General features: G+C 43.4%; 13 protein-coding genes. 6 read left to right on the top strand and 7 right to left on the bottom strand.

The genetic code is table 11. The features are described from left to right. The first annotated feature begins 68 nt into the window (after positions 1–68). Positions 69–221 carry a hypothetical protein gene (locus PQ469_RS15885; RefSeq protein ID WP_274208555.1) on the top strand — a complete coding sequence of 51 codons (153 nt, stop codon included), beginning with the start codon at positions 69–71 and terminating at the stop codon, positions 219–221. Between the two features lie 179 nt (positions 222–400). On the opposite strand, the gene PQ469_RS15880 is transcribed toward PQ469_RS15885, so the two are convergent. Next, on the bottom strand, positions 401–928 hold the full coding sequence (locus tag PQ469_RS15880; RefSeq protein ID WP_274208554.1) for a DinB family protein: 528 nt from the start codon (positions 926–928) through the stop codon (positions 401–403). Between the two features lie 158 nt (positions 929–1,086). On the opposite strand from PQ469_RS15880, the gene PQ469_RS15875 reads away from it, so the two are divergent. Together PQ469_RS15875 and PQ469_RS15870 are read left to right on the top strand one after the other, a co-directional pair. Next, positions 1,087–1,854, top strand: coding sequence for a polysaccharide deacetylase family protein (locus tag PQ469_RS15875; protein WP_274208553.1), 768 nt, complete (start codon positions 1,087–1,089; stop codon positions 1,852–1,854). Between the two features lie 72 nt (positions 1,855–1,926). Further along, a complete protein-coding gene (locus PQ469_RS15870) occupies positions 1,927–4,668 on the top strand; it encodes a glycoside hydrolase family 78 protein (RefSeq protein ID WP_274208552.1) in 2,742 nt (913 codons plus the stop codon). A 50-nt stretch (positions 4,669–4,718) separates the two neighbouring features. Here the strand turns inward: PQ469_RS15870 and PQ469_RS15865 are convergent, their stop codons facing one another. Next, entirely contained in the window at positions 4,719–5,099 is a 381-nt protein-coding gene (locus PQ469_RS15865) for a DUF3037 domain-containing protein (protein ID WP_274208551.1), read from the bottom strand. Further along, on the bottom strand, positions 5,080–5,874 hold the full coding sequence (locus tag PQ469_RS15860; protein WP_274208550.1) for a HipA family kinase: 795 nt from the start codon (positions 5,872–5,874) through the stop codon (positions 5,080–5,082). Before PQ469_RS15860 ends, PQ469_RS15865 begins: the two co-directional genes overlap by 20 nt. A 404-nt stretch (positions 5,875–6,278) precedes the next feature. Here PQ469_RS15860 and PQ469_RS15855 point away from each other — a divergent pair, with 404 nt between their 5' ends. Then, positions 6,279–7,826: a gluconokinase gene (locus PQ469_RS15855; RefSeq protein ID WP_274208549.1), complete on the top strand. Its 1,548-nt coding sequence runs from the start codon at positions 6,279–6,281 to the stop codon at positions 7,824–7,826. A gap of 70 nt (positions 7,827–7,896) precedes the next feature. Here PQ469_RS15855 and PQ469_RS15850 read toward each other — a convergent pair whose 3' ends face one another. Continuing rightward, positions 7,897–8,532: a sphingomyelin synthase family protein gene (locus PQ469_RS15850; RefSeq protein WP_255369854.1), complete on the bottom strand. Its 636-nt coding sequence runs from the start codon at positions 8,530–8,532 to the stop codon at positions 7,897–7,899. A 137-nt stretch (positions 8,533–8,669) separates the two neighbouring features. On the opposite strand from PQ469_RS15850, the gene PQ469_RS15845 reads away from it, so the two are divergent. Next, positions 8,670–9,074 (top strand): MerC domain-containing protein, encoded by a 405-nt coding sequence (locus tag PQ469_RS15845; protein ID WP_274208548.1) that lies wholly within the window; start codon positions 8,670–8,672, stop codon positions 9,072–9,074. 53 nt (positions 9,075–9,127) lie between these two features. Here the strand turns inward: PQ469_RS15845 and PQ469_RS15840 are convergent, their stop codons facing one another. From PQ469_RS15840 to PQ469_RS15830, 3 genes are all read right to left on the bottom strand, one after another. Continuing rightward, positions 9,128–9,997 carry an HAD-IIA family hydrolase gene (locus PQ469_RS15840; RefSeq protein WP_274208547.1) on the bottom strand — a complete coding sequence of 290 codons (870 nt, stop codon included), beginning with the start codon at positions 9,995–9,997 and terminating at the stop codon, positions 9,128–9,130. 52 nt (positions 9,998–10,049) lie between these two features. Beyond that, entirely contained in the window at positions 10,050–11,087 is a 1,038-nt protein-coding gene (locus PQ469_RS15835) for a hypothetical protein (RefSeq protein WP_274208546.1), read from the bottom strand. Between the two features lie 198 nt (positions 11,088–11,285). Beyond that, a complete protein-coding gene (locus tag PQ469_RS15830; RefSeq protein WP_274208545.1) occupies positions 11,286–12,644 on the bottom strand; it encodes a glutamine synthetase family protein in 1,359 nt (452 codons plus the stop codon). Positions 12,645–12,772: 128 nt separating this feature from the next. Between PQ469_RS15830 and PQ469_RS15825 the strand changes: the two genes are divergently transcribed. Beyond that, complete coding sequence (locus PQ469_RS15825) at positions 12,773–13,186, top strand: gamma-glutamylcyclotransferase family protein (RefSeq protein ID WP_274208544.1); 414 nt, start codon at positions 12,773–12,775, stop codon at positions 13,184–13,186. Positions 13,187–13,200: the final 14 nt, after the last annotated feature.

The raw sequence follows: 13,200 nt of genomic DNA, 5'->3' as shown, positions 1-13,200 counted from the left end.
TCAACGTTATGCCTTTTATATTTTTCCAAATCACTGCACTGCTTGCCGTAATCTGTTTCACAGCTGTTATGTTCATTTTGCGCGCTAAAGCCCGCAAAAAATCAAAATCTGTTACCAAATACAAAATTGATACCGATACAACCTATGCCCGGTACGCAATCAACGAGAATGGTTTCCTTGAAGAAATAAACGAAGGGAAATTATCAAAGTATAGAAATTAGTATCCACACAGCAAGACATGTAAAAGACGATTGTTCTAAATAAAGGACAATCGTTTTTGTTTAGTAGTAAGTAGTAAGTATCAAGATTTTTTGACTTTCGGATTAACCAATTTTCGCAGCTGTCTTACTACTTACTACTTACTACTTACTACTTACTACTTACTACTTACTACTTGATACTAAATGGTACTTGCTACCTCTCGTTGATATTCTCCGCTCAGTTCGTCGGCGCTGGGGCCGTAGCTGCCTGGTATCGGGATGTTTAGCAGGCGCAGGTACACGCCTAACTGGGCGCGATGATGTACAAGCTGGCAAAAGGCAACCCTGATTACTTCGGCCTTGTTATAGTTCTGTAATATCACATCGCCATTGCTTAATGTCCAGGGTTTCAGCAGCTCTTCTTCGTTGATGTTTTGCAGGGCTTCTTTGCCTTTGGCTACAGATTGTTCCAGCAAATCTAATAAGCCCTCGGCATTTTCGGCTGTTGGGGGATTATAAGGTTCGGTGGCAAAATTTAATCCATCGGTGTACACGGCCAGTGCAAGCCAGTTTGGCAAATCAACAATGTGCACGGTAAGGTCTGCAATGGTCATGCTTTTTGGGTGCGGCTGCCATTGAAATTTGTCGGTTGGCACAATCTCGAGCATTTTACGGGTGGTTTGGGCTTCCTGCTCCAACTCCTTTAAAAACATTGGAATAATATTCATAGCGTTTTTGTTTTTGATTATAATTCAAAGTAACAACCCGCCTGTGACAACCCTATGTCAGTAGGGTTTTGTGGCGTTTAATTTATTTTTTTTTATTGTTGCCGTAGCTAAAATCCGCAGCTTAGTTTATATTAGTGCGGGTTTTTAAACCTGTTTTTATGAAAAGAATAACCCTGCTATTACTACTCCTAAATTTTGCCACTTTTGCACAAACCCATAAAAAGGCCATTATTGTACTTACTTATGATGATGCCTTGCCATCGCAATTGGATATTGCGCTGCCACAATTGGATTCGATGGGATTTAAGGGAACATTTTTTCTTACAGGGTATCTAACCCAGGCAACCATCCCCAGTTGGCGGCAGGTAGCCCAACACGGGCATGAACTGGCTAACCACAGTCTTTACCACCCGTGTTTCGTTAATCCTGGAAAAGGTAATCCGGCAGATAACTCGGCCAACTACACGGTATACATGATCAAACGGGAAATAGCTGAAATGAATAATCTTCTTTACGCGGTGGACGGAAAAGCCGGTGCCCGTACTTATGCTTATCCATGCACCGAAATAGCGGTTGGCGGTGTAAAGTATGCCGATTCACTGAGTGCTGCCAGTATTGTTAGGTATGCGCGCATTGGAGGCGGCCCGGATGCAGTTATTACCGATTTTAAAAAAATAGATCCTATGCAGGTTCCGTCCTGGGGCATACATGGCGGTGTTACCGGCGATGAATTGATTGCTTTTGCTAAAAAGGCACAGCAAACAGGCGGGCTGGCCATATTTATGTTTCATGGTGTTGGCGGCGACTATATCATTACGCCTGCTGCTGCACACAAACAATTATTGCTTTACCTTAAGCAACACCAGGACGAAATAGAAGTGCGTACATTTCAGGACGCCCTCGATTATGCTAAAACGATTAATTAAGGGAGAGACAAAAGACAGACGGGGTTGCCATTGCCGCACGCGAATGATATCATTGGTAACCAATCATAAATCATGAAACGTATTTTACTTTTTTTATTTGCTGTTTTGCCGGCGATTTGCATGGCGCAAAAACCTGTTGTTGAAAGCCTGACCGCCGAATATTTAACAGATCCTATCGGTATCGATATTACTCACCCCCGCCTGAGCTGGAAAATTAATACCACCCAACGAAATACTTTACAGCAGGCATATACTATTGTTGTTGCCACTGATGCTTCCTTTTCGCCTTCCAAAACCGTTTGGAATACGGGAAAGGTAGCGTCCGATTCATCAGTGTTTGTTACTTATAATGGCGTTTCGCTAAAATCGGCAACACGCTACTATTGGCGGGTAAAAGTATGGGATAACCATGGCAATACATCTGCCTGGAGCAAACCAGCTTATTTTGAAACAGGTTTGTTTAACACCACCGACTGGACGGCCAGCTGGGTGCAACCCAAACAGGACAGCTCGCGCAAAATGCCTGCGGTAATGTTACGCAAACAATTTTCGGCATCTAAAAAAGTGGTATCGGCCCGGGTTTATGCTACCGCCCATGGCGTGTATGAGTTATACCTCAACGGCAGCAAAATAGGTAACCAGGTGCTTACGCCCGGCTGGACGGAGTATAAAAAACGCCTGCAATACCAGGTTTATGATGTTACCGCTATGCTGCAGCCCGGCGATAACGTAATCGGCGCCATGATTGGCGACGGCTGGTTTAAAGGCACGATAGCTTACATGAACAACTGGGGTTTCTGGGGTAAAAACCTTGCCTTGTTATGCCAGTTACAAATAACTTATGCCGATGGCACTATCGAAAACGTAAACTCAGATGGCTCATGGAAAGGTACCCAAAACGGGCCGGTAACGCTTAACGGCATTTACGATGGCGAAAATTACGATGCCCGTAAAGAAACAACCGGCTGGAATAAAAAAGGGTTTGATGCTGCAGCATGGTTGCCGGTTGATGTTGCCAACAATATCACAAAAACCACATTGGTTGGGGTACAAAGTGTGCCGGTGCACCAAATTGCCGAACTGAAGCCCATAGCGATTTTTAAAAGCCCTAAAGGAACCCAAATTATTGATTTTGGCCAGGATATGACGGGCTGGATAAGACTAAAAGTGAGTGGCCCGGCCGGAAAAACCGTTACCATAAGGCATGCCGAAGTGTTGGATAAGTTTGGTGAGTTTTATACAGCCAACCTGCGCAATGCCACCGCAACCATTAATTATACCCTGAAGGGCGATGGCGTGGAAATATTTGAGCCGCACTTCACTTTTATGGGTTTTAGATATATCGCTGTAGAAGGTTTTCCGGGCGAGATTAAGCCTGAGAATTTTACGGCTGTTGTAATCCATTCGGATATGCCGGTTACCGGGCAGTTTACCTGTTCAGATACCATGATTAACAAGTTGCAACACAATATTCAATGGGGGCAAAAAGGTAATTTTTTAGATATTCCTACAGACTGTCCGCAGCGCGATGAACGATTGGGCTGGACAGGCGACGCGCAGGTTTTTTCGCGCACGGCGGCCTTTAACATGAACGTAGGTTCGTTTTTTGCAAAATGGATGAAGGATGTAGCAGCCGACCAGTTTCCGGATGGCGGGGTGCCTTTTGTGGTGCCCGATGTTTTACAAACCAATCGCGCCACATCGGCGGGTTGGGGCGATGTGGCTGTTATTGTTCCGTGGACAATGTACCAGGTTTATGCCGATAAGCGCATTTTGCAAACCCAATATCCCAGCATGAAAGCCTATGTTGATAAGATTATCAAAAAGGCAGGGGATAGCTACATTTGGCGCGGGGGTAGTGTTTTTGGCGATTGGTTGTTTTACCGTCCGGGTATCTATGATTTTTCGGAGCCAAATGGTTATACCAACCCCGATATGATTGCTACCGCTTTTTATGCGTATTCGGCAAAACTGCTTAGCCAGGCCGCGGGCGCTATTGGTAACACTGCCGACGAGAAGAAATACAATGATGTGTTTGAAGGTGTGAAAAAGGCTTTCATCCACAATTATATGACCCCCACCGGCCGCATTTTCGCCGACTCGCAAACAGGTTACGTACTGGCATTAAAATTTAACCTGGTGCCCGATAGTTTAAAAAGCAGGGCCGCAGCTTACCTGGTTGAGGATGTACGCAGCCGGAACAACCACCTTTCAACCGGGTTTTTAGGTACGCCCTACCTATGCCAGGTATTATCACAAAATGGTTATACCAATGTGGCTTATGACCTGTTGCTACAAAAAACGTATCCATCGTGGCTATACCCTGTAAAAATGGGCGCAACCACCATTTGGGAGCGTTGGGATGGTATTAAAACCGACAGTACTTTCCAGGATAAAGGGATGAATTCCTTTAATCACTATTCGTACGGTGCCGTGGGCGATTGGATGTACCAGCATGTTACAGGCCTGCAAATTGGTAAACCGGGCTATAAAAATATAGTATTGAAACCCGAACCCGGCCGCCAGTTTACCTTTGCCAAAGCAACTTTTGAAACCATGTACGGCCAGCTGCTTTCTGAGTGGGAAGTTAAAGATGGCATCATGCGCATACACGTTAAAATTCCTGCTAATACTACAGCAGGGCTAACACTGCCGCAGGCACATGCCGAAGATGTAAAACAGGATGGTAAACCGCTAACAGGTGCCAGTGGCGATGCAAACGGCACAACAGTACAGTTAGGATCAGGCGATTACACTTTTAACTATCCGTGGGTTGTGGTAAAAGATAAGGTTGCCGCTAAATACGCTAAATAAATTTAACTTGCGCAGAGGGCAAAGTTTTGCTCTCTGCGTTATCATTATTATTACCCAACCAACTGAATAAACAACCGCCTCAAGGTCAATTCCGCATCAGTACACAAACCCGGATGCACCTTTGACGATTGCACCACAGTACTACGTGTGGCAGTAAGCCATCTAAAGCGCGAAGCTATATCCAGTTTGGCAATGGGGCCGGCATCCGGAGCGCCATGGGCTATTTTTTCAAACGATTTAACGTTATCTTTAAGGCAGTCTATATCCAGGCCGGGTGCAAAAGTCGCTATCCGTGCTTCATCTATTGATACAATTGCTTTTAAAAATTGCTGTTTTGGGCAATAAAGTATTACGCCAATATTTACAAATTCCTCGCGCTCTACCCTGGGTACAACGCGTATTACGGCATACTCAAATAGCTGATCGGGCATTTTTAGCTTCGGTTACAAATATTGCCGATGATGCAATACGGGTTAATAAAAATTGCGCGTAAACTTCCCTGCGCTCGGCCGGTGTTCCGTTTCCTGATTCATCGGTAAGCCAGTCGTCGGGGATTAAATTCACAATGTTGTAGATGCGTTCAGATGTTACAATGGACTTAAATTCGGCATCCACCTCATCCAATTCAGATGCCTGCGGAAGCAGTACATGATCTTTTACCTGCACAAATGGTTTTTTTGCCGATTCCTGCCAGTTATTCCACGAGTGGTGAAAATAGAGGGCCGCCCCATGGTCAATAAGCCAAAGTTCCTTGTGCCACATCAGCATGTTGGTGTTGCGCGGGGTACGGTCAACGTTAGTGAGCAGGCAATCAAGCCAAACTATTTTGGAGGCCAGTTTAGCATCCAAAGTATTAACAACCGGGTCGTATGTTATGGCGCCCGACAAATAATGCAAAGCAAGATTAAGCCCTACGCTGAATTTGAGCAGGTCCTGGATCTCCTCGTCGGCCTCGGAACGGCCGAAGGCTTCATCAAGATTTGCAAACACCAGTTCGGGTACTTTCAGGCCCAACAGGCGGGCCAATTCCCCGCCAATAAGCTCCGCGATAAGTGCCTTTACGCCCTGGCCGGCCCCACGAAATTTAAGTACATATAAAAACTCGTCGTCGCCTTCGGCGATAGCCGGCAGTGACCCGCCTTCGCGCAGTGGTGTAACATAACGGATCACCTTAATGGTGCGGAGTTGGGGTGGATTGTAATTCATTAATTTTCTGCGCTATCTGTTTTTATCCGACTGACGTACTCAGTATAGTCGATAGGGTTATATACCGAAACGCGAAGTCTTATGCTATCGCCAACTTTTAAACTGTCATCTATCGAAGATTCGCAAGTGGATGATATTGTTTTTCCATTAAACGGCAATTCAACTTTCAATACCTCGCCACCCTTGGTGTGGTGTAAATCTGTTATTTTCCATCAACAACAATCGAATTTCTCATTACATAATTATAATGATTGCTTTGAATAACCTTCGTAATTATATATATCAATCCGAGTATGATAAAGAAGCCGAATGTCTTTAAAATTCCGGTCCAATTGTTCACAACAGAAGAATTATATGCCATAAATTGAAAAATCAGGACAAATTTAGGATAATTAAGCAATGCTATGTTTTATTTCCGCCATCCCAAAGATAAATCCTATTTTGGCTGGTACATGATGCAGGAATATATATTAGGTATTGACATTGGTACCGGCAGCACAAAGGCTGTAGCTGTGGCATTAACGGGCCAGGCATTGGGTGTAACCCAACAGCATTACGGAATTGATATTTCCGAACCCGGTTATAGCGAACAGAACCCCTTAATTATCTGGGATGCTTTTGTAAAATGCGTGCAGGAGATAGTGGTTAAAATAGGGTATGCGCCGCAGGCGTTTAGCTTTAGCAGCGCGATGCATAGTATTATCCCCGTTGATAAAACTGGTACGCCGTTGGCACCCATGATTACCTGGGCCGATGCCCGTGCCGAAAATATAGCCCAGGATTTAAGGAACTCGCCAAAAGGGGAGGAGATATACCGCATTACAGGAACGCCAATTCATGCCATGTCGCCCTATTGCAAGCTCATTTGGCTGAAAGCAAATAACTCCGGCCTGTTTGCACAGGCGGGTATGTTTATATCGATAAAAGAGTTTATCTGGTTTAAACTGTTTAATGCTTTCCAAATTGATTATTCTATCGCCTCGGCCACAGGACTTTTCGATATTTTAAAATTGCAATGGAGCAATGAAGCCTGCCAGCTTGCCGGTATAACTGCCGATAGATTATCAGAGCCAGTGAATACCACTTATTACAAGGACAATCTTGACGCTGCTACGGCAAACTTGCTGGGCATACCAGCTGATACCAAATTTATTATAGGTGCAAGCGATGGCTGCTGCGCAAACCTGGGCAGCCATACTACAGGGCCAGGGGTAGCTGCCCTCACTATTGGTACAAGCGGGGCGGTGCGTATTACCAGCCCGTTGCCGGTTTATAATTACCAGGGCATGACCTTTAACTACCTGCTTAACCAAAACACCTATGTGTGCGGCGGAGCTGTAAATAACGGTGGGATTGCGATAAACTGGCTGCTGAAAAACTTTTTACAAAAAAATAATCTAACAGGTGCCGATTATGATGCTTTATTCAATACCATTGAAACAGTACCAGCCGGCAGCGACGGCCTTTTATTTTTACCTTATCTATACGGCGAGCGTGCTCCCCTTTGGGACACCAAAACCAGCGGCGCATACTTCAATATTAAACCAGCCCATACCCAGGCCCATTTTTTAAGGGCTGCGCTTGAAGGGGTTTGTTTCGCTTTATATGATGTGCTTAAAACGGTTGAGGATGCCTCTGTTGCTATTACCCAGGTTAATATAAGCGGTGGTTTTGTAGGTTCGGGCACCTGGACACAGGTACTGGCTGATATTACCGGCAAAAAACTGGTGGTGTTGCAACCTGAAGACGCATCTGCTGTAGGGGCTGTTTATCTCGCCATGCAAATAATGCATCCCGAAAGTTATGATGCGCTAACTCATGTGAATAGTGAAACCATTATAAGACCTAAACAGCAAAATCATGAATTGTATAACAAAACCTTCGTTATTTTTAAAAAGCTTTACCTCGATTTAAAGGATACCATGCACCTGGTTAATAACCTGGGCATCTGAAAAGGTAAACGTAAAGCATTAAAGTTGCATTAGTGTTTTCTGAAAAAATGAAGTTGAAATGATTGTCCGCTTATTTAAAACCCAGCGCTTTGGTAAAACGATGGCAGCAGTAAACAATAACCGGGGCCGCCAGCACATCCATGGTATAGTGAATATGCTGGATGAGCAGCAGGAACATTAAAATGATAGTGGCGGCAAGTGCAATGCGTTTATCGTTTTTACGTTCGAGGTTTAAATAAATTAAAAAGAGGGTTGATGTGTGGCCCGAGAAGAAAAGGTCTTTGGTTATTGCGGCATGCCCGTAAAAGTATCCGGTAAGCGGGTCAATCAAGGGGACAAGCCCCACCGGCGGATCCAGGTTGACGAGGGTTAATGTTATAAAGCGGGCTATACATACGAAAATTATAGTCCAAAGGTAGCTTATGCCTATATCCGGTTTGTAAAGTGTCCTGATTGTCATGAGGATACCCATTCCCCATATTAGCGCAAAAATTGGTATCGATACGTCGAGCGCCGGCAAATTTGCCAGTACCAAATCATGCAGCACTACGCCATGGCGTTGTTCAATAGCTTTAAAAAAAGAAGGCATCGTATTAATTATCGCCACAATAAGCATGGTGCCAATAATAAGCCTTACCCGTTTTAAGCTCGTATTAAACGCGGTTTGCCAGTTAATTTTTATTCTATGTAACGTAATCTGGGTCAAAATTATATCAGGAAAATGATTTGCAAAGGTAATTATTGACGCGATTATTAATAATATGTTACACCAATGTTAAAGTTATTGGCAAATATAAAACAAATTTAAATGCAATTTTGTTGCGTTAATATTATATTTGTGGCATGAATTACCATAAGACTACGGCAAGGATAGATAGGATTGGTATAACAGCATCTACGTTATGCGCTATTCATTGTGCGGTTGTGCCGCTTGTTTTTACCGGCCTGCCACTTATTGGCCTGAGTTTTTTGGCGTTGCCGCTGGTGGAGTGGGGGATGATCATTTTTGCGCTGATGATAGGTTTATACTCGATAGGCTTATCTTACCTGCGCATCCACAGGCGGCCATTGCCGGTAATTTTATTAGTAACCGGCTTTGCAATTATTATGCTTGGACATGTTTTTTTGAGTGGACGAATGGAGGGTATTATTGTGCCGGCCGGGGGGTTATTGATAGCGGTAGCTCATTTTATTAATTACAGATGCGAAGGGCCGCATCCGGGTATCTCCAAAGGGGCGGCCTGCTGATTGAAAGGCCTCGCATTTTTTTGCTTCACGTGCTTGGCGAAGGATAGTAAAGCTTAAAATGCTAATTCTCCATGCTCAATAACAGCCGAATCACAAACGAAGGTAGGAACAATACCGGTGGCATTTATACGGTTTTCGGCATCAACTGCCTGAGTGTTGCCGGATAGCACCAGTACAGTATCAAGGCCAAACTTATTGCCGCCCAAAATATCGGTTTGCAGCGTATCACCAACCATCACAATGTCTTTTTTGCTGATTGGTCCCTGATCGCGCAGCAAATCATAGGCAAACATAAACATCTGCGAGTCGGGTTTACCAAAGCGGATAAACTCCTTGCCTACAATTTTTTCAATCATGTGGGCAATTCCGCCGATGGCTATCGATACATCGTGTTTGCTGAGCGGATACGCATGGTCTGTATTGGCAACTATGGCCGGGATGGTGCGTTTGCGTAATATGTTTACCGTTTTATTTAAATCTTCAAACCAATCAAAACCCTCATCATCTAAAAACACCAGCGCATTTACCTTATCAATATTCGAAGCATCAATCTGGCTTACGGGCAGGGTGTGCAGCCCCGAGCTATCTATATAATGTGCAGAATCTGGCGTGCCCAGGTAAGCCACAATACCGTCATTCACTTTCAGGTCAAGATACTCTTTAGTAAGCATGCCAGATGAGATGATCTTATCCGGAGTTATGGCAAGCAGGCCTTTGTTATTATATGATTCTGCCAGTTGTGCCGGGCTGCGCGATGCATCGTTGGTAACAATATAGTAATCCTTCTTTTGCTGATCCAGGTAGGCAAACGTGTTTTCGATGCCTGGCAGCAGCCCTTTATAGTTTTTTAGTACCCCAAAAGCGTCAAAAAAAACAACTTTGTACCTGTCTATTATAGATTTAAAGTTGTCTATCCTGTTCATGCCTGCGTTTGCTTTAATTAAGCTGCAATATGCTTAAATATTAACTTAAAGCCTATTTTAATTTAAGCGCTTCGATGATTTTTTCCGCATCAAAATCCCTGTCTACCGATGGTAAATAAACATTAAATGCCTCGGTTTGCAATTTTTGAGCGTATTGTTCGCTAAAAAAGTGCTTGCCGTCCTTAATTACATAATTGAGGATAAAAAAGCGGTACGCTTCTTTCATAAATCTTATTTCGTCGGCGGTAAGCGGGTTTACTTTATGATATTCTTTCAGGAATAAGATAAATCTATCTTCCATCATAGTGTTAATCACATAACTAAATACCGTACGGTCGCCAATGTCTGATACCACCCGGCTGAAAAAGTAAAAATCAAGCACTCGATAGCTCATCCTGAACCAATCATAGTCCCAGCGGGAATACAATTCAAGGCTTGGGGTTACCGAAAAGTTGCCGATGTTCCAGTCGATAAAAACCGGGATAATCTCGAAAGAGCTCATGTTGTATTTCGACCGGTTTTTCATGAAAGTTTCGCAATGATACTTCAAAAAATCGGCCTGCATGGCAGTGCCAAATTGTTTCTCGTTGGTTTCCAACTGGTGCATCAACGACGAAATATCGGTACGTAAAGTTTTTGAGGATTTTGGGAGCACGTTTTTAACCCTTGAACAGGCTTTATGAAACTTACCTACCTGTTGCCCAAGCTTTTTAATATGATTTTCATCCAGGCGGCGGGGCAGGCGGTTTAGTATGCGCGTTGGGTTATAAAATACTACCCATGCATCAGTTTTGCCATGTTTATAATGATAAATATACACCCTGTTATTTTTAAGTAACGACCGGGCAAGCAAATTTTCAAAAGGGTAAAGCAGGTTATTGGCTAAGGTTTGGATGATGCGGTGATCCTCTTTAAAATGCTCAAACTTACCGAAATAGGATAGCTTGGCAATAATGATATCGTCGTCATCAAAGGTAATACGGTATACATGGTTGGTAGATACCATGGCGCTGATGTCCTCAATAAGCTTGATAGTTTTGGACGCGTCATACCCTTCCCATGCTTTTTTAACAATTAAAGAAAAGTCCATTTACATAATTTAGGCTACAAAGATTAGATAATAAAATGGAATAAGGAATGTGATTTGCATAATGTTTTGTCGGTGATGGAATAAATAGGTTCTTTGTCTGAACCGGAATTTGTGGAATTCAAGAATTAACAGAATTCTGAAAAGCAACCTGACATTCTGTTAATTCTATAAATCCGCCTAATCCGAGTTCAGAAACCTCTATATCACTTCAAAATACCTCTTCAATTCCCAATCAGTAACATGTTTTGCGTATTGGCGATTCTCCCATAGTCGTGTTTGGGTAAAATGCTCAACAAAGCCCTCGCCAAACAACTCTTTGGCTAATGACGAATTTTGCATATTTGTGGCGGCATCAAACAGGTTTTTGGCTAATACGCCGTTGCGTTTATCTTCATAGCCATTGCCTGTGGTAGGTTCGATGTTTAGTGGCAACTTGTTTTTTATACCGTACAAACCAGAAGCCAATGCTGCCGCTATGGCCAAATAAGGATTTGTATCTGAGCCCGGTATGCGGGTTTCCAGGCGGGTATAACCTGACGTGGTATTAATAACACGCAGGGCTGTGGTGCGGTTATCTACCCCCCATGTAATGGTGGTTGGCGCCCAGGCGCCCTCAACAAGCCGTTTGTAACTGTTAATTGTAGGGGCGTACATGGGCAATAAGTGTTGCATGCAATGCAGTTGCCCCGCAAGGTAATGCTTATGTATATCGCTCATTTTATGTATATCGTTATTGTCATAAAACAAGTTGTGGGCCTTATCCTTACTCCATAGGCTTTGGTGTATGTGACCACTGCAGCCTGGCAGGTTTTCGTTCCATTTGGCCATAAATGAAGCCATGATGCCATGTTTACTGGCAATCTCTTTAACTGCTGTTTTAAATAGCACAGCCTTATCGGCCGCGGCCAAAACCTCGTCATGGGCAATGGCAGCCTCGTAAACGCCGGGGCCGGTTTCGGTATGTAGGCCTTCTATGGGTATATTAAATTGTGTAAGCAGGTTAAACAGGTCGTAATAAAAATCGCTGTTTTGTGATGTACGGAGTATGGAATAACCAAACATTCCCGGTGTAAGGGTATTAATATTGGTAAAGCCTTTGTCATTGATGGATTGCGGTGTCTCCCTGAAGTTGAACCACTCAAACTCCTGCGCAAACTCGGCATGATAGCCAAGGCCTTCGCATTCGTTAACTATCTTTTTTAACAGGCTACGCGGGCAGGCCGGCAGGGCGTTACCATTAGGGTTGCTGTAGTCGGCCAGAAAGAAGGGGATATTATCCTGCCACGGAACGTTTCTTAAAGTGTTCAGATCAATGCGGCATAACTTATCGGGGTATCCAGTATGCCAGCCTGTAAGTTGCACATTATCATAGCAGGCATCATTGCTGTCCCATCCAAAAACTACATCGCAAAAACCATAACCGCTTTGCAGGCCCTCAATGAATTTTTTGGGATGTATAACTTTACCGCGTAAAACGCCATCAATATCAGCAAAGGCGAATTTTATTTTCTGGATGTTATTTTCTTCTATATAGGTTTTAATCTGTTTGGTATTCATGGTATTAGTTATAAGGCTGGTTTTAGTTGGATAACATAGCCATTACGATGTAAACATAAAAAAATGCTATTGGTGTTTACAAGTATTGATACGATTTTGCTGTTACCTTTGTTTTATGCAATTTTATAATGACGGCAATTAACCGGTATTTATTTGTTTATGGAACTTTATTGACCCAGGGTAACCCTTATGCCGCTTATTTACAGCAACATTGTAGGTTGGTTGGCGAAGGTAAATTCAGAGGGCGACTTTATGATATAGGCGAATATCCGGCAGCAATTAATGATGTAAATAGTAATTTGTTTGTATACGGCAGCATTTATTTGATGGATGACGCTGTTGAAATTTTATCTGTTATTGATGAATATGAAGGAATAGGCCCAAGTGAGCCTGAGCCTCATGAGTATACCAGGAGCCTGACTAATATTGAGACAGAAAATGGAATTGTTGCCTGTTGGGTATATATTTATAAATGGCCGCTCGAAGGGAAGTTTCAAATAACCAAAGGCGATTATCTGCAGTATCTCAAACAAAAACAATAGGGGCAAAAAAAATC

Origin of the sequence: Mucilaginibacter sp. KACC 22773, assembly GCF_028736215.1 — a bacterium.
Classification (GTDB): Bacteria; Bacteroidota; Bacteroidia; order Sphingobacteriales; family Sphingobacteriaceae; genus Mucilaginibacter.
This window is presented reverse-complemented; position numbering and strand designations above follow the sequence as displayed.